This window comes from Blastochloris sulfoviridis (genome assembly GCF_008630065.1).
In the GTDB taxonomy this organism is placed as follows: Bacteria; Pseudomonadota; Alphaproteobacteria; order Rhizobiales; family Xanthobacteraceae; genus Blastochloris; species Blastochloris sulfoviridis.
Window position 1 is genome coordinate 1 of sequence record NZ_VWPL01000050.1, and the last position, 17,115, is coordinate 17,115.

The window sequence follows — 17,115 nt, forward strand, 5'->3', positions numbered from 1 at the left end:
CGGGTCACCGCTTCGCAGATCGCTTCGGCATCGGCCGCATCGGTCTTGCCTCGTTTGATATACGGCTTGACATAAATCGGCGGGATCAGGCGGACCTCGTGACCCAGCGCGGCGATCTCGCGGGACCAATAGTGCGAGCTGCCGCACGCCTCCATGCCGACTAGGCACGACGGCAACTTTGCAAAGAAAGCATGGACCTCGGCGCGCCGCAGCTTGCGCCGGAGAACCGGCGCACCGTCCGCATCAGCACCATGAACCTGGAAGACATGCTTGGCCAAATCGAGCCCGATGGTGGTAATCTGCTTCATGGAACGGCTCCCCAACCTTGTGGCGTTTCGACAACGACCACGTTTAGCACTCAGATGCTGCGGTAGCGGGGCCGTTCCACCCCATCAGTTCGCCTTGCCCACCCGCAGGCCGGTTTCGTCGGAGGCGATGGTGGTGCCGGCGAGCAGCCGGGCCTTGATCGCCGCAACCGCCGACTTGAACGGCGTGGCGCTGGCGGCGAGGATGTTGACCAGCGCGCCCTCGCTGATGTCGAGCCCGAACAGGTCGCGCATCACGTCGCGCAGCCGCGCCAGGGGAATGCCCTGGACCGAGCGCAGATAGATGACGAACGCCCGAAGGTTGGGGCCGAACGGCGAGCCCGGCTCCAGGCCCGCCGGCGGGGTGGCCTTGAAGCGCTTGGCGCAGCACGGACACACCCCGCCAAACAGCGACACCCGGGTGACGTCGGGCTCGACCTTGGGGATTTCGACGCGGTCGTAGGCCTCGCAAACCACCTGCGCCACGCCGCAGACGTCCGTGCCGCAGCACGAGCAGGCCGTCGCCAGCACATCGCGCTTGGTGGTCGGGTTGGGATGCAGCGGCCAATGGGCGCCGTCATGCGGCTTGGACTTCGCCTTCGGTTTGGACGAACCGGATGGCTTCTGCCCCTTCGACGGCGGCGCGCTCGAATTGCCCGGCGTTTTCGGCGGCAGGCCGAGCTTGGCCTCCAATTCCGCCACCCGCGCCGCAAGCCGCGTCACCTCCGCGGCCAGTGCAGAGAGCCGCGTCACCTCCGCCATGAGCGCCTCATTCCGCGCCATCAGCGCGGCGATCAGGGCGTCCTTGTCGGCGGTGGGCAAATCAGGGGGAGATGTCACCCGAAGGTTGACTCATATTCGCCACCCTCGCGCAACCGAAAATGCTCAACAGGGCCGCGACCCCTCAGACAAGTCCCAAAAAGGGGGACGTGAGCAGTTACCGTCTCATAATCTCGCTCGGCGCCATCTCCGGCGGAGCACTGACCAGAACATGCACGTGATCTCCGCTGACGACACCCTTCACGATCCTGATCTCGAACGCTTCACAGGTCTGCCTCACCAGCTCACGAACCCGTACCGCAACCTCCCCAGTCAGAACCTTGTAGCGATATTTCGTAACCCAAACAAAATGATACTCGATCTGAAAAACCGCGTGGCTCCCGTATCGATAGTCCATCCGCGACCCCTCCCAGCCGCAGCTTGATGCTAAAGCTCACCGGCTGAAAGCCGGTGGTTTGAACCCTGTGATGGAGAATCAACGGCATCGCTCCGCGATGACGCTATTTGTCGTCGAATTTCTGCCGCAATCGATGATTGGCGATTGCGGAACCCATCAAACCATTTAAATTCAATGCGTTAAGGCCTACTCAGCGACAAATAGCGATGTTGGCCGGCGCCAAATAGCGATGGAACCATCAATGGAACCATCACCAGGACGCCTTCTTCAGACAGAATTAACGCCTTGCGGAACACACAATGAACGTATAGTGTCCGTTCATGATTTGTTTCTAGCTCGCGAAGCCCGACCCAAGGACGCGCCATGCTGACCCGCAAGCAATACGAACTGCTCAAATTCATTCACGAGCGGCTCACGGAAAGCGGGGTGCCGCCGTCCTTCGACGAGATGAAGGATGCGCTCGACCTCAAGTCGAAATCGGGCATCCACCGGCTCATCACCGCGCTGGAGGAGCGCGGCTTCATCCGCCGCCTGCCCAACCGGGCTCGGGCGCTGGAGGTCGTTCGCCTGCCGGAGGCGGTCGGACAGGCCGCGATGCCGCGGCGCGGCTTCGCCCCCGGGGTGATCGAGGGCGGGCTCGGCAAGGTGCGCCCGGCCTCGGAGGATTCGAGCGGCCGCGCGGTGCCGATCCCGGTGATGGGGCGCATCGCCGCCGGCACGCCCATCTCGGCCATCCAGAACCGCAGCCACGTCATCAACATGCCGCCGGACATGCTGCCGGCCGGCGAGCACTACGCGCTCGAAGTGCGCGGCGATTCGATGATCGAGGCCGGCATCCTCGAAGGCGATCTGGTGGTGATCCGGAAGTCGGACACTGCCGACAACGGCGACATCGTCGTCGCGCTGATCGACGAGGAGGAGGCGACGCTGAAGCGGTTGCGCCGCAAGGGCGCATCGATCGCGCTGGAGGCCGCCAACCCCGCTTATGAGACGCGGATCTTCGGGCCGGACAGGGTGCGCATCCAGGGCCGGCTGGTCGGCCTGTTCCGGCGCTACTGAGCCGGCAAATCTTCTCGGTTGACCGGCTGCACCTCCGGTCAGTCCGCCGCTTTTTTGTCCGTCGGAGGCTTGGGCGCAATGTCGGGACGCGATCGTTTCGCTGAAGGCGCGGGCGCAGCATGCACCATCCACGGCCGGCTGCGGGTGGCGTCGCGGGCGGACTCGATCCGCCAGCCTTCGCCCGCACGGACGCCGTCAGGCCTGCGGGTGATGGCGAGGGCGCCGTTTGCGGCAAGCTGGGCGGGATCGATCCGCGTCGCGGCGCATGGCATCGGCGTGGCGCGGCGCGTCACCACCAGCGCGGCTCTTGCGCAGTCCTCCTCCAGCGCCGCGAGGGTTTTCGGCACGGCGACGGCGGTGCCGTCCGCGAGTCTGGCGACGCAACCCTCCTTGTCGCAGGCGAAGCCGGCGGCGAGCTTCGCGTCGGTCGGCGGCCGGCGGTCGCCATCGGCGGCGAGCCACGTGCGGGCGGCGAAGCGGTCGGCCGATGCGCCGAGGATCGACAGCCGACCGTCCGCGCCGCGCACCGCCACCAGCCGGCCGGTGGCGTCGACTAGGACGTCCGGGCGGTCGGGCGACCCCACGGCCAGCACCATCGCCGCTGCGGCCGCCGGCAGCGCGGCAAGGCGCAGCGGGCTGACCAGCAGCAGCCCGACCAGCAAGGCCGCCGCGGCGAGCAGCAGCGACCCTTCGCCGAAGGCGGCGAGCCGCGAATCCGCCCCCGGCAATGTGGCGACGAAGGCGGAGATGTCGAGCGTGCGCTCGATGCCCCAGCCCATCAGCAGCCAGAACGGCCGGTCGAAGCCGAACGGCATCAGCAGCACACCGCCGAGCGCCGCCGGCATCACCAGACCGGAGATCACCGGCGTCGACGCCAGATTGGCCAAGAGGCCATAGGGCGACAGGCGGTGGAAATGGAAGGCGGTGAAGGGGGCGGTCGCCAGCCCCGCGGCGAGCGAGGCCAGCGCGAGGCCGGCCGCGCCGATCCACAGCGCCCGGCCGAGCCGTTGTACGCGGCTTCCTTCGGCAAAGCGGCGGTTCGGCACCCAGCGCTCGTAGAAGGCCACCAGCGCCAGCGTCGCCGCGAACGACATCTGGAAGCCGGGATTGAGCACGCTTTCCGGCATCACCGCCATCACCACCAGCGCGGCGGCGGCCAAGGTGCGCAGGCTGATTGCGGCACGGTCGGCCAGCACGCCGGCCAGCACCAGCCCGGCCATCAGGAAGGAGCGCGTGGTGGCGACCTCCGCACCCGACAGCAGCCAGTACATAGCCGCGGCAGCCACAGCCGCCAGCGCCGCCCACTTCTTGATCGGCCGGCGCAGCGCCAAGCCGGGGACCAGCGCCAGCACGCCGCGCACCAGCACCAGCACGGTGCCGACCACCACCGCCATGTGCAGGCCGGAGATCGAGATGATGTGGTAGAGGCCGGACACCCGCAGGCTCTCATTGGTGTCCTCGGCGATGGCGTCGCGCTCGCCGGTCACCAGCGCTACGGCGATGGCGCCGGCGTCGCCGGGCACCACGGCCCGGATGCGTTGGCCGATACCCTCGCGGATGCGCTGGGCGAGTTGCCAGACGGCGATGCGCCAGGGCGGCGGCGAGGTCGCCGGCACGATCTGCACCGCACCGAAGGCGAGCCCGGTGCCGCCGATACCGGCGAACCACAGGTCGCGCTCGAAATCCCAGGCGCCGGGCCTGGCCGGACCGGCGGGCGGGTTCAGCCGGGCGCGCACCGACATATGGCTGCCGACCGGCGGCGCCGCGCCCGGCCGCAGCACGATGCGCAGGCGCGCCGGCATCGCCGCCTGCGCCGGCGCGATGCCGGTGACGTGAAGGATGACGCGGTCCGATTTCTCGCGCTGATCGCGGTCGGCGACAAAGCCCGAGACGGTCGCCACCACCGGCCGGGTCAGCACCGGATGGGCGATCAGCGCGGTACGCAGGCTGGCGGCGGCAAAGCCGGCGGCGAAGGCCGCGGCCGCCACCGCGAGCGGAAAGCCGAGCGGATGGGCGCGGGCGGCGATGGCCAGCGCGGCGAGCGCGAGGGCCGTCAGCACGGCGGCAATGAGCGAGGGCTCGGTCTCGGCGGCGAAGTAGACCAGGATGCCGATGGCGAAGGCGACCGGCAGCCACAGCGGGCCACGCGCCGCCTCGCGCTCGCGCCGGGCCCAGGCGGCGAGCGGCGCCAGCAGGCTCGCGGCCCCAGCGAAGGGCCCATGGCCCGCGGCGAGCGCGCGGGCGCGGCCGATCACCGCCACCCGCACCCCTGTTCGCTGCCCGCCCGCCATGGCGCCCCGAAGGTCCGGGCGGCGGAACGCTCGGTCCCCGTTCAGGCCGCCCGCGCCATGCTACACACTCCACGGCGGCGGGACAGCCTGCGCGTGTCGCCGCGGGAGCATTTGCCGGTTCGTTGTCCCGGCCACGCGCCAAAGGCCCCCGCGGCCGTGCGCAGAAAGAAGAGATGCCTTTTCTGCTGACGGTCCCGGCTCGGCGCTGCGCGCCGTCCGGGACGACGGGAGGATTCCCAGTCAGGCGCCGCTGACTTTTGGCCCAAACGGGGCTACGCCCCGCTCACCTTCGCCCACGTGTCGCGCAGGCCGATGGTGCGGTTGAACACCGGCCGCGCCGGCGTCGAATCCTGGTCGCGGACGAAATAGCCCAGCCGCTCGAACTGCACCGGCTCGGCGCCGCCCTCGGCCAGCGAGGGCTCCAGCCTGGCGTCGGCGATGATCTCCAGCGAGTCCGGATTGAGGTCGGCGGCGAAGTTGCCGGCGTTGGGCTCAGGGGTCTTGAACAGCGGATTGTAGAGCCGCACCTCGGCCGGGACCGCGTCCGCCGCGTTCACCCAGTGCAGCGTCGCCTTGACCTTGCGGCCGTCCGGCGCGTTGCCGCCCTTGGTGGCCGGATCATAGGTGCAGCGCAGCTCGACGACTTCGCCGCTCGCATCCTTGATCGCCTCGCGGCAGGTGACGAGATAGGCGTAGCGCAGCCGCACCTCCTTGCCAGGCGACAGGCGATAGAAGCCCTTGGACGGCACCTCCATGAAGTCGTCGCGCTCGACGTAAAGCTCGCGGCCGAAATGCAGGGTGCGGGTGCCGGCGCCGGCATTGTCGGGATGGTTGACCGCCTCGAACGCCTCGGACGCGCCGTCCGGATAGTTCTCGATCACCACCTTCAGCGGCTTCAGCACCGCCATGCGGCGCAGGGCCTTGGTATTGAGCACCTCGCGCACCGCGAAATCGAACATGGCGACGTCGACCGTGGAGTTGGCTTTCGCCACGCCGATGCGGCGGACGAACTCGCGCAACGCCTCCGCCGGCACGCCGCGGCGGGCGAGCCCGGCCAGCGTCGGCATGCGCGGGTCGTCCCAGCCCTTGACGTGGCCCTCGCGCACCAGCGTGGTCAGCACGCGCTTCGACAGCACGGTGTAGGTGAGGTTGAGGCGGGCGAACTCGTACTGGTGCGGCTTCGAGGGCACCGGCAGGTTGTCAATGAACCAGTCATACAGCGGCCGGTGATCCTCGAACTCCAGCGTGCAGATCGAGTGGGTGATGCCCTCGATGGCGTCCGACTGGCCGTGGGCGAAGTCGTAGCTGGGATAGATGCACCACGCCGTGCCGGTGCGCGGGTGGACGGCGTGCAGGATGCGGTAGAGGACGGGATCGCGCAGATTGATGTTGCCGGCCGCCATGTCGATCTTCGCGCGCAGCACGCGGGCGCCGTTGGGGAACTCGCCTGAGCGCATGCGGCGGAACAGGTCGAGGTTCTCCTCCACCGGGCGGCCCCGGAACGGACTCTCCGTGCCCGGCTCGGTCAGCGTGCCACGGGTCTCGCGCATCTGGTCGGGCGACTGGTCGTCGACATAGGCCTTGCCGGCCTTGATCAGGTACTCCGCCCACTCATAAAGCTGCTCGAAGTAGTCTGAGGCGTGGAAGAGGTGCTCTCTCCAGTCGAAGCCCAGCCATTTTACGTCGCGCTTGATGGCATCGATGTATTCCTGCTCCTCCTTTGTCGGGTTGGTGTCGTCGAAGCGCAGGTGGCAGCGGCCACCGAACTCGCCCGCGATGCCGAAATTCAGGCAGATCGACTTGGCGTGACCGATATGGAGATAGCCATTCGGCTCCGGCGGGAAGCGCGTGACCACCGTCTTGTGACGCCCGGCGTCGAGATCGGCCTGGACGATGTCGCGGATGAAGTCGCGTCCGGCCTCCACCGCGGTGGTCTCAAAGGCTGTCATGCTGGCGAACTCCGTTGCCGAGCGCCACGCAGGCGTCCACGTGGGCGTCACATTCAAATCGCAATGCGCGTGGTGTGCCAAATTCGCGAGGCCGCGCCAAGGCGGCCATTCCGGCAGATGGCCGTTCCGTGAAAAGCCGTGACACCCGGCCCCGGCCTCGTGCTAAACGGGCGCCGATCACCACCCCGTCGATTTTGCCCTCCCTCCCGATCCGGCCGACATGAGCGAACCCGTCGTCACCCGCTTTGCCCCCTCGCCTACCGGCTTTTTGCACATTGGCGGGGCCCGCACCGCGCTGTTCAACTGGCTCTATGCCCGCGCCAAGGGCGGCACGATGCTGCTGCGGATCGAGGATACCGACCGCGAGCGCTCCACCCAGGCGGCGATCGACGCCATCCTCGACGGCCTTTCCTGGCTCGGCATCGAGTGGGACGGCGAGACGATCTACCAGTTCGCGCGCGCCGAGCGCCACCGCGAGGTGGCCGAGGAGCTGCTCGCCGCCGGTCGCGCCTATCGCTGCTATGCCAGCCCCGAGGAGCTGGCCGAAATGCGCGAGAGCGCCCGGCGCGAGGGCCGCGCCAAGCTCTATGACGGGCGATGGCGCGACCGCGACCCGGCCGAGGCGCCGGCCGGCATCAAGCCGGTGATCCGGCTGAAGGCGCCGCTCGACGGCGAGACGGCGATCGAGGATCTCGTGCAGGGCCGGGTGACCTGGCAGAACAGGGATCTCGATGACCTCGTGCTGCTACGCTCGGACGGCACCCCCACCTACATGCTGGCGGTGGTGGTGGACGACCACGACATGAGGGTGACCCATGTCATCCGCGGCGACGACCACCTCACCAACGCCGCCCGCCAGACGCACATCTACGACGCCATGGGCTGGTCGGTGCCGGCGTTCGCCCACATTCCGCTGATCCACGGGCCGGATGGCGCGAAGCTCTCGAAGCGCCACGGCGCGCTCGGCGTCGATGCCTATCGCGCCATGGGCTATCTGCCCGCCGCGCTGCGCAACTACCTTGTCCGCCTCGGCTGGAGCCATGGCGACCAGGAGATCTTCTCGACCGAGGAGATGATCGCGGCCTTCGACGTGTCGCGCATCGGCCGCTCGGCGGCGCGCTTCGACTTCGCCAAGCTGGAGAGCCTGAACGGCCACTACATGCGCAACACGGCCGATGCCGAGCTGCTGGCCGCGCTGGAAGGCGCCCTGCCTTATCTGCCCGACGGGCCGGACGTGGCGGCGAAGCTCGACGCGCCGTTGCGCGCGAAACTGCTTGCCGCCATGCCGGGGCTGAAGGACCGCGCCAAGACGCTGATCGACCTCATCACCGGCGCGGCCTTCGTGCTGGCCGAGCGGCCGATCCCGATCGACGACAAGGCCAGAGCGCTGCTGACGCCGGAGGCGCAGACGCTGCTGGCAAAGCTCGCCGATGCGTTCGAGGCGGTGGAGCCGTGGTCGGTGGAGGCGCTGGAGCAGACGGTGCGGGCGCACGCCGAGGACGCCGGCCTCAAGCTCGGCCAGGTGGCGCAGCCGCTGCGCGCCGCCTTGACCGGCAAGACGACGTCGCCCGGCATTTTCGACGTGCTGGTGGTGCTCGGCCGGACCGAGAGCGTAGGCCGCATGCGCGACCAGGGCCGCGTCGCGGCGGTGGCCTGACGGCGGGCCCGCAAGCTCCCCGTGCGGCAGCTCGGTTGCGGCGGCTGGACAAATGCTTTAGCGCTGCCAAGTGGGAGCATATCGTCGATATGCGTGAAGCCTCTCGCTCAAGGATCGATTCGTCCGAAAGTCGGTCTCGGCGCGAGGAGGAAGCCGCGCGACATTCGAGCGACATCGTTGCGCCAGCAGGTCGAGGCCGGTGCGCGAGAGTTTGAGATGTTCCTCCTTCCGGCGGAAACCATCAGCCGCCGCATGAATTGACTCGCGAAAGGCTGTTCCATGGACGCCAAGACCTCTGAGACCAACACCGGCACGCTTGCGGTCGGCGAAAAGAGCTGGAAGTTCCCGGTCATGCCCGGGAGCATCGGGCCTTCGGTCGTCGACATCAGCAAGCTCTACGGCCAGACCGGGATGTTCACCTACGATCCCGGCTTCACCTCGACGGCAGCCTGCGAATCCAAGATCACCTATATCGACGGCGACGAGGGCGTGCTGCTCTATCGCGGCTACCCGATCGAGCAGCTTGCCGAGCACGGCGACTTCCTGGAAACCTGCTACCTGCTGCTCTACGGTGAGCTGCCGACCGCGGCACAGAAGACGGATTTCGACTATCGCGTGACGCGCCACACCATGGTGCACGAGCAGATGGCCCGGTTCTACCAGGGCTTCCGCCGCGACGCCCACCCGATGGCGGTGATGGTCGGCTGCGTCGGCGCGCTGTCGGCGTTCTATCACGACTCGATCGACATCTCCGACCCGCACCAGCGGATGGTCGCCTCGATCCGCATGATCGCCAAGATGCCGACGATCGCGGCAATGGCCTACAAATATACGATCGGCCAGCCTTTCGTGTATCCCAAGAACGACCTCGACTATTCCTCCAATTTCCTCAGGATGTGCTTCGCGGTTCCGGCGGAGGACTACAAGGTCAACCCGATCCTGGCCAAGGCCATGGATCGCATCTTCATCCTGCACGCCGATCACGAGCAGAACGCCTCGACATCGACGGTGCGGCTCGCCGGTTCGTCGGGCGCCAATCCGTTCGCCTGCATCGCCGCCGGCATCGCCTGCCTGTGGGGACCGGCGCACGGCGGCGCCAACGAGGCGGCGCTGAAGATGCTCAGCGAGATCGGCTCGGTCAGCCGCATCCCCGAATACGTCAAGCGCGCCAAGGACAAGAACGATCCGTTCCGGCTGATGGGCTTCGGCCACCGGGTCTACAAGAACTACGACCCGCGCGCGAAGATCATGCAGCGCACCTGCCACGAGGTGCTGGGCGAGCTCGGAATCAAGCACGATCCGCTGCTCGACGTCGCCCTGGAGCTGGAACGGATTGCGTTGCACGACGATTATTTCGTCGAGAAGAAGCTCTATCCGAATATCGACTTCTATTCGGGCATCACCTTGAAGGCGATGGGCTTCCCGACCTCGATGTTCACCGTGCTGTTCGCGCTGGCGCGCACGGTGGGCTGGATCGCCCAGTGGAAGGAAATGATCGAGGATCCGCAGCAGAAGATCGGCCGGCCCCGCCAATTCTACACCGGCGCGCCGCGGCGCGATTATGTGCAGATCGCCCGGCGGCGCTGAACGCCCGCAGGCAATTCTTTCGATCGGTTTCGAACGGGGCGCCGGGCGCCCCGTTTTCATTTCACGTACGGGCGTGACGGATCTTGTTCGCGCGGTCAATCATGCCGACGGCCCCAAACGCTGACGCGCGGGGCCGTCGACACTCGCGGATTTTCTTTTCGGAAATCAGAGATTTCGCGAAAATCCGCGAGCGGAGCCAACGGTCAGCTTTCGCTGCCGTTGATATCACGCCGGCGCAGGCCGATCCGTCGTTCGTGAATTTGTCATTTAACGTTGGGACTTCGCTAACATCGGTGCTGTAGATGCGTCCCGGTGCGGAGGGAGGACGGCATGACGGTTCTGGTGACGGGCGGCGCGGGCTATATCGGCAGCCACATGGTGCTGGCGCTTGTCGATGCCGGCGAGAAGGTCGTGGTGCTGGACAATCTGTCCAACGGCTTCCGCTGGGCCGTCCATCCCGCGGCCGAGCTGATCGTCGGCGACGTGTCGGACCAGGATCTGGTCGAGCGCATCGTGAAGGCGCGCGGCATCGAGTCCATCGCCCATTTCGCCGCCAAGATCGTGGTGCCGGAGTCGGTCGCCGATCCGCTCGGCTATTACCTCGCCAACACGGTGAAGACGCGGGCGCTGTTCGCCGCCGCCGTGGCCGCCGGGGTGAAGCACGTCATCTTCTCATCGACCGCGGCGGTCTATGGCACGCCCGAGCACAATCCGGTCCGCGAGGACGCCCGGCCGCACCCGGAGTCGCCCTACGGCACCTCCAAGCTGATGAGCGAGCTGATGCTCGCCGACGCGGCCAAGGCCCACGGCCTCGCTTATGTGGTGCTGCGTTATTTCAACGTGGCCGGCGCCGATCCGGACGGCCGTTCGGGACAGTCGACGCCGAATGCCACCCACCTCATCAAGGTGTGCTGCGAGGCGGTGCTGGGGCTCCGGCCGGGGGTTTCGGTGTTCGGCACCGATTTCCCAACCGCGGACGGCACCGGCGTGCGCGACTACATCCAGGTCAGCGACCTTGTCGCCGCCCATCTCGACGCGCTGCGCCATTTGCGCAAGGGCGGCGGCAATCTGACGCTGAACTGCGGCTATGGCCGCGGCTATTCGGTGCTGGAGGTGATCGAGATGGTGAAGCGGGTGTCGGGCGTCGATTTTCCGGTGACGCTCGGGCCGCGGCGGCCGGGCGATCCGGCGGCGATCGTCGCCGGTGCCGATCGCATCCGCGGCGAGATCGGCTGGCGGCCGAAATTCGACGACCTCACCACCATCGTCGGCCAGGCGCTGGCCTGGGAGCGCATCCAGGCGGCACGGCGCGCGGCCTGATCGGCGCGCCGGAGCGGTGCGCGGGTCCGTTCACTCGGTTTCCGGATGATCCCTTCGGGATCGCGGAAACGATCTCGCCGAAAAGAAATCCTTGTTCGAAAATGGGATTTTCGGCGAACGGCATACGGTTCTCCGGCCCTGCAGGCCGGGAACCGCATCATCCCCCCTTCTCTTCGGACGACGGAAGTCGATCGAGCGCCGGGCTGGCGAAGAACGGAACGAAGTTCCAGGCGCGAAGCTGCCGGCGCACCGTATCGATGACGGCCGGCTCGGACAGGTACTCGGTGGCGAACATCGTCACGCCGGCATTCGATGCCTGTCGCAGATAGGACATGCTCCAGACCACGTCCTCGGGCATGTTGAAGCGGCCATAGCCCTCCAGCCCGGTGAGCAGGCTTTCCTTGTTGTGGGCGTCGATCAGCGCCAGATAATCCGGCCGGGTCATCAGGCCTTCGGCGTTCTGGGTCATCAGCAGGAAATCGGGCCGGGCCTGCCGCGCCTTGGCCGCCAGGCGGGCAACCAGGGTGACCATGTCGTCCTGTGCGCTCGGGCGCTCGGTCCAGTCCATGAAGGCGTCGACATGGTCGAGCACCACGCCGTCGTAGCCCGCCTCAAGAATGAGGTCGAGGATGGAGGCGTTGCCGGAGAAGACCAGCGACTGCCACTCCGGCTGCCAGAACTCGACATGGCGAACACCCGGCCGGGCCGGATTGACGCGCTCCGCCCACGCTGGCGGCGCATCGCGCCAAGCCTGCGGCCAATACCAGCGAGTGACGTTCGTCTCGCCGACACAGAGACGGGCGAGCGCCAGCCGCCGCTGGCCGTTGGGCTTGACGCGCAGCAGGTCGCACGCGCTGCGGCCGATGAACGCGTGCTCGGCGTCCTGCGGCCTCGGATCAAGAACGATCAGATCGAGATCGGATTTCGCGATCGCCGCCACATCGACGTTCCGATACTGGCACCCCCAGGCACGGACCGTCGTCAGCAGCTCCTTGGGCTCGGCCCGCGTCGTCCGCTGGCTGGCCACCGCCGCACGCGGCAGCCCGAGCAACGCCAAGAGCCCACCCGTCAGCAGGGCGCGGCGGTCCCAGTCCAGATATCCCGCGTCCGCAGCCCTTTCCGGGCCATGGCGCCGGGGCGGCACAATCAATGGTTTCATCTGCAACTCATCGCGTTCCGCCTCGGCACTGCCCGGGTGGATGACGCGTGCACGCGCGTTTCCCGCAGAAGTGGATGCTGGTTTTGCCGAACACGGGCGACACGTCAAGAACCTGAAGCACCCTGCCGGCTCGTAGGCATGACGGGGGCGCTCGATCTTGAGCCTGCCACCGCGCCGCCCCCGCAAGGATGCCGCTTCGACCGACGGTGAACGCCGGCCTTCGGGGCCGGCGTTCCCCTCACCGCTCGATGAACGTGCGGGCGATCTGCTCGCGCAGCGGCTTCATCAGATACTCCAGCGCCGTGCGCTCGCCGGTCTGCACGAACACCTCGGCGGGCATGCCCGGCACCAGCTTCAGCGTTTCGAGCTTGGCCACCTCGGACGCGGGAAGCGTGACGCGGACGAGATAGTGGCTCTGGCCGGTCTGCTGGTCCTTCGTCAGGTCGGCTGCGACCCAGGTCACCTCGCCCTGAAGCTGGGGCGTCGTGCGCTGGTTGCCGGCCAGGACGCGCACCAGCGTGGCGGAGGCGATGGACACCTGGTCGATATCGGACGGCGCGATCTTCGCTTCGACGACCAGCTCGTCGGAGCGCGGCACGATCAGCATCATCGTCTCGCCGGGGCTGACGACGCCACCCACCGTGTGGGTCGACATCTGATAGACCACGCCGCGCTGCGGCGCCCGGATGTCGACCCGCTTCAGCATGTCCTCGGCGGCGGCGACGCGCTCGGTCAGTTCGGCGATCTTGCCCTGGACCTCGCGCAGTTCGCGCAGCACCTGGGTGCGGAAATCCTGGTCGAGCTGCAGGATCTGCAGCTCGATCTCGCTGATCTTGGCCTTGGCGCGGGCGCCGTCGGTGACGAGCTGGTTGCGCTCGCCGCTGACGCGGGTCTCCTCACGCCGAAGCTGCATGATCCGCTGAATGCTCACGAGGTTCTTCTTGTAGAGTTCGCCGACACCCGTGAGCTCCTCGCGGATCAGCGCCAGTTCCCTGTCCTTGGCCTCGCGCTGGCCGGTCAGGCCGGCGATCTCCTCCCTGGTCTGTCCGATCCGCTCGCGCAGCTGGGCGCGCTGGCCCTCGCGGGATTCGCGGCGGGATTCCATCAGCCGCCGTTCGCTCTCGAGCGCCAGCGCCACCGCCGGCTCGCCGCTGCGCGCAAGCAGGCTTGCGGGAAAAGCGATCTCCTGAAGGTCCTCGTTCTCCGCATTGAGGCGGGCCTGGCGCGCGGTGAACTCGTCGAGCTGCGAGCGCACGACGCCAAGCGTCGCCCGCGTCACGGTCTCGTCGAGCCGCATCAGAAGCTGGCCGGCCTCGACCTGGCTGCCGTCCTTGACGAGGATCTCGTCAACCACGCCGCCGCTCGGGTGCTGCACCTTCTTGACGTTCGACTCCACCACGATCGTGCCAGGGCCGACGACCGCGCCCGAGAGCTCGCTGGTGGCCGCCCAGCTTCCGATGCCGCCCACCATCAGCGCGATGCCGATGAGGCCGACAATGTTCAGCCGCCGGATTGCCGCGCGCAGATCCTTGGTGTCCGTATCCGACATCTTGTCCACCTTCGACCCCGTCATCATCCGCCAGAGTCCTGAAGCGTCCCGCCGGTCCCGTCGTACCAGATGAACGCCGAGCTATTGAGTTGTCGCATTCTCAGTCGCGAGATCGCATTCCACTTTCGCGGAGAAGGCCCTAGCCGACCACCCGCAGCGGCGGCGTGCCGGCCGGCTCGGCCGCCTTCGGCACGACACGCTTGAGCACGTCCTCGGTGCGGCCGAACGCCTGCTGCGTGCCGGCGGCGAGATAGAGCAGCTTGTTGCAGTGGCTGAGCATCGACGGCCGCTGGGCAACCATGATGACGATCATGCCGCGCGCCCGCAGATCGCCGATCGCCGCCTGCAGCGCCTCCTCGCCCTCGGTGTCGAGGTTCGAGTTCGGCTCGTCCAGCACCACCAGGAACGGATCGCCGAACAGCGCCCGGGCGAGCGCCACGCGCTGGCGCTGCCCGCCCGACAGCACGGCGCCGCCATCGCCGATGCGGGTGTCGTAGCCGTCCGGCAGATGCAGGATCATGTCGTGGGCGCCGGCGGCCTTGGCGGCCCGCAGGACCGCCGCGCTGTCGGGCGCGAGACCCATGCGGGCGATGTTCTCGGCCACCGTGCCATCGAACAGATCGACCGTCTGGGACAGATAGCCGACGTGCCGGCCCAGGCGCGTCATGTCCCATTGGTCGAGCGCCGCGCGGTCCAGCCGGATGACGCCGCGCGCCGCGGGCCACACGCCGACCAGCGTGCGCACCAGCGACGTCTTGCCCGTTCCGCTCGGCCCGATCACGCCGAGCGCGTCGCCGGCCGACAGCGAGAAGGCGATATTGCTGACGATCGGCCGGGCGGTGCCGGGCGCGACGACCGTCACCTGCTCGACGGCCAGCTCATGCGCCGGCGGCGGCAACTCGGTGGCGGGACGCGGGACGGCGGTGCGGGTCAGCGCCTGGCTGAGCCGCCGGATGCTGTCGCGCGCCTGCTGGAAGCTGCGCCAGTTGGCGATCGCCGATTCGACCGGCGCCAGCGCGCGTCCCATCATGATCGATGCCGCGATCATCGCGCCCGCGCTCAACTCGTTTTGGATCACCAGATACGCGCCAAGGCCGAGAATCGCCGACTGCGCCAGCAGCCGCAGAACCTTGGTGACGCTGCCATAGGACGACACGGCGTCGGTCGCCAGCCCCATGGCGGTGAGATAGGTCTGGCTGGCGCTGATCCAGCGGCTCTTGAGATCCTCGCTCATGCCCATGGCGAGCGCGCTTTCGGCATTGCGGCGCGTCGCTTCGACGAGCGCCTGGCGGGTGCCGGTGTCGCGCGCCACCGTGGACCCGAATTCACGGGTCTTGCGGGCGGTCAGCACGGTGGCACCGACCAGCATGGCGGCAGCGGCGACCGACAGCAGGCCGAGGGCCGGATGGATGAGAAAGCACACGCCGAGGAAGATCGGCATCCAGGGCAGATCGACGATGGCGATCGGCCCGGCACTGCTCATGAACGAGCGGATCTGGTCGAGGTCGCGCACCGGCTGCAGCGCCTCGCCGGAGCGGCCGGCACCAACCGCCAACCGAACCACCGCACCATGAACCTCGCCGCCGATCTGCCGCTCGAACAGCGCCCCGATGCGCAGCACCACCCGGGAGCGGATGATGTCGAGCATGCCCTGGAAGGCATAGGCCCCGACCAGCAGCACCGTGAGGGCGACCAGGGTCGGCACGCTGCGGCTGACCAGAACCCGGTCGTAGACCTGCAGCATGTAGAGCGGGCCGGTCAGCATCAACAGGTTCACGACCGCCGAGAACAGCGCGACGCTCCAGAAGGCGCGGCGGCAGCTTGACAGCGCGGCGGCGACGGCCGGATGGGCGTCCGCCTTGGCGGCGGAGGTGAGCGGTGCACCGAGAAAGGACTGCATCATCGCCTCTTCGGTCGGAGTGATACGGTTCCCGGTTGATCCCTTCGGGATACCGGGAACGGTCTCGCCGAAACCCCTTGTTCGAGAACGGGGTTTTCGGCGATCGGAATACGGTTCTCCGGCTTGATCAGCTGGAAACCGTATGACGTCACCGTTGCCGGCAGGGGGTGAGCCGCCCTGCCGGGCGAGAGGGGCACAGGGCGGGTGACACCGTCACCCTGCCCTGCCATGCATCGGTGCCGGACGCCTGCGGCGCGGTCACACGATGTGGAAGTCCGACGGCACCAGCAGGCCGGTCGCCGAGATCTTGGCGATCGCCACCGCGTCGCTGCCGTCCTCGCCAGTCTGGTCCCAATAGATGGTCCCGGCGTCGTCTCCGAAGTTGTCGAAGATGAAGTAGCCGCCGGTTCCCGCGTTCGTCGCCGAGGCGAATTCGGCGACGGTCACCAGGGTCGCCGTGGCGCCAGCGACGAGATCGCCGCCAAACCCGTCTGCCGAGATCTGGAAACGGTCGATGCCGGAGACGAAGTCGGTAATGGTATCGCCGCCTTCCGACATGAAGTTGAACACGAACGTGTCGGCACCTGCGCCGCCGGTCAGCTTGTCGGCGCCGACGCCGCCCGCGATCACATTGTCGCCCTTCGATCCGATGAGCGTGTCGGCATAGTCCGAGCCGGTCACGTTCTCGAAGCCGGAGAGCGTGTCGCGGCCGGCGCCGATCGTGTTCTGCGACTTTGTCGAGGCAAGCGTCACCGTCACGCCGGCAGTGGCATGGGCGTAGGAGACGGTATCGGTGCCGAGTCCGCCGACGAGATAGTTGTTGCCCGCATCGCCTTCCAGCGTGTCGTCGAACGCCGAGCCGGTGAGGTATTCGATGCCGACGAGGGTGTCGCCCTCGGCATCGCCGCCGCTGGCCGTCCCATTCATCAGGCTGACATTGACGCCCGCGCTTGACGCCGCATAGCTTGCGGTGTCCGTGCCCAGGCCGCCATCCAGATGGTCGGCGCCGCCAAGACCGGCCAGCACGTTGTTGCCGGTGTTGCCGGTGATCTCGTTGTCGAGCGCATTGCCGGTGCCGTTGATGCTCGCCTTGCCGGTCAGCGTCAGGTTCTCGATGTCGCCGATGGCGTGAACAGCGTCGGCCAGACTGAAGGTCACCGAG

The 17,115-nt window shown here is 67.8% G+C and carries 12 protein-coding genes and 1 pseudogene; 4 read left to right on the plus strand and 9 right to left on the minus strand.

The features are described 5' to 3' along the window. The 3 genes and pseudogenes from F1193_RS16265 to tnpA form a co-directional block, all read right to left on the minus strand. Positions 1–308, minus strand: a 308-nt coding sequence (locus F1193_RS16265) for an IS110 family transposase (RefSeq protein ID WP_150098853.1), incomplete at its 3' end; no start/stop codon positions are given. Between the two features lie 84 nt (positions 309–392). After that, a complete protein-coding gene (locus F1193_RS16270) occupies positions 393–1,145 on the minus strand; it encodes an IS66 family transposase (RefSeq protein WP_150098854.1) in 753 nt (250 codons plus the stop codon). 100 nt (positions 1,146–1,245) lie between these two features. Then, a pseudogene (gene tnpA, locus F1193_RS16275) lies at positions 1,246–1,482 on the minus strand (IS200/IS605 family transposase); the annotation flags it as partial. Between the two features lie 363 nt (positions 1,483–1,845). Here tnpA and lexA point away from each other — a divergent pair. Next, entirely contained in the window at positions 1,846–2,541 is a 696-nt protein-coding gene (gene lexA / locus F1193_RS16280) for a transcriptional repressor LexA (RefSeq protein WP_150098855.1), read from the plus strand. 38 nt (positions 2,542–2,579) lie between these two features. On the opposite strand, the gene F1193_RS16285 is transcribed toward lexA, so the two are convergent. Both F1193_RS16285 and F1193_RS16290 read right to left on the minus strand, forming a co-directional pair. Next, a complete protein-coding gene (locus tag F1193_RS16285) occupies positions 2,580–4,832 on the minus strand; it encodes a ComEC/Rec2 family competence protein (protein WP_150098856.1) in 2,253 nt (750 codons plus the stop codon). A 272-nt stretch (positions 4,833–5,104) separates the two neighbouring features. Next, a complete protein-coding gene (locus tag F1193_RS16290; protein ID WP_150098857.1) occupies positions 5,105–6,781 on the minus strand; it encodes a glutamine--tRNA ligase/YqeY domain fusion protein in 1,677 nt (558 codons plus the stop codon). Between the two features lie 220 nt (positions 6,782–7,001). Between F1193_RS16290 and gltX the strand changes: the two genes are divergently transcribed. From gltX to galE, 3 genes are all read left to right on the plus strand, one after another. Further along, positions 7,002–8,438, plus strand: a complete 1,437-nt coding sequence (gene gltX, locus F1193_RS16295) for a glutamate--tRNA ligase (protein WP_150098858.1) — start codon at positions 7,002–7,004, stop codon at positions 8,436–8,438. 279 nt (positions 8,439–8,717) lie between these two features. Beyond that, positions 8,718–10,025 (plus strand): citrate synthase, encoded by a 1,308-nt coding sequence (gltA, locus tag F1193_RS16300; protein ID WP_150098859.1) that lies wholly within the window; start codon positions 8,718–8,720, stop codon positions 10,023–10,025. A 330-nt stretch (positions 10,026–10,355) separates the two neighbouring features. After that, a complete protein-coding gene (gene galE, locus F1193_RS16305) occupies positions 10,356–11,345 on the plus strand; it encodes a UDP-glucose 4-epimerase GalE (protein WP_150098860.1) in 990 nt (329 codons plus the stop codon). A 157-nt stretch (positions 11,346–11,502) separates the two neighbouring features. On the opposite strand, the gene F1193_RS16310 is transcribed toward galE, so the two are convergent. The 4 genes from F1193_RS16310 to F1193_RS17210 form a co-directional block, all read right to left on the minus strand. Further along, positions 11,503–12,504, minus strand: coding sequence for a glycoside hydrolase family 191 protein (locus F1193_RS16310; RefSeq protein WP_150098861.1), 1,002 nt, complete (start codon positions 12,502–12,504; stop codon positions 11,503–11,505). Between the two features lie 238 nt (positions 12,505–12,742). After that, on the minus strand, positions 12,743–14,077 hold the full coding sequence (locus F1193_RS16315; RefSeq protein WP_150098862.1) for an HlyD family type I secretion periplasmic adaptor subunit: 1,335 nt from the start codon (positions 14,075–14,077) through the stop codon (positions 12,743–12,745). A 115-nt stretch (positions 14,078–14,192) separates the two neighbouring features. Further along, positions 14,193–15,956, minus strand: a complete 1,764-nt coding sequence (locus tag F1193_RS16320) for a type I secretion system permease/ATPase (RefSeq protein WP_246164499.1) — start codon at positions 15,954–15,956, stop codon at positions 14,193–14,195. A 255-nt stretch (positions 15,957–16,211) separates the two neighbouring features. Next, positions 16,212–17,115 (minus strand): calcium-binding protein (locus F1193_RS17210; protein ID WP_170263735.1); only part of this gene is annotated, 904 nt, incomplete at its 5' end.

Coding starts and splice junctions, on each gene's coding strand:
- F1193_RS16315 (WP_150098862.1), bottom strand. CDS start 14,077: ATGACGGGGTCGAAGGTGGACAAGATGTCGGATACGGACACCAAGGAT.
- F1193_RS16310 (WP_150098861.1), bottom strand. CDS start 12,504: ATGAAACCATTGATTGTGCCGCCCCGGCGCCATGGCCCGGAAAGGGCT.
- gltA (WP_150098859.1), top strand. CDS start 8,718: ATGGACGCCAAGACCTCTGAGACCAACACCGGCACGCTTGCGGTCGGC.
- galE (WP_150098860.1), top strand. CDS start 10,356: ATGACGGTTCTGGTGACGGGCGGCGCGGGCTATATCGGCAGCCACATG.
- F1193_RS16320 (WP_246164499.1), bottom strand. CDS start 15,956: ATGATGCAGTCCTTTCTCGGTGCACCGCTCACCTCCGCCGCCAAGGCG.
- gltX (WP_150098858.1), top strand. CDS start 7,002: ATGAGCGAACCCGTCGTCACCCGCTTTGCCCCCTCGCCTACCGGCTTT.
- lexA (WP_150098855.1), top strand. CDS start 1,846: ATGCTGACCCGCAAGCAATACGAACTGCTCAAATTCATTCACGAGCGG.
- F1193_RS16285 (WP_150098856.1), bottom strand. CDS start 4,832: ATGGCGGGCGGGCAGCGAACAGGGGTGCGGGTGGCGGTGATCGGCCGC.
- F1193_RS16290 (WP_150098857.1), bottom strand. CDS start 6,781: ATGACAGCCTTTGAGACCACCGCGGTGGAGGCCGGACGCGACTTCATC.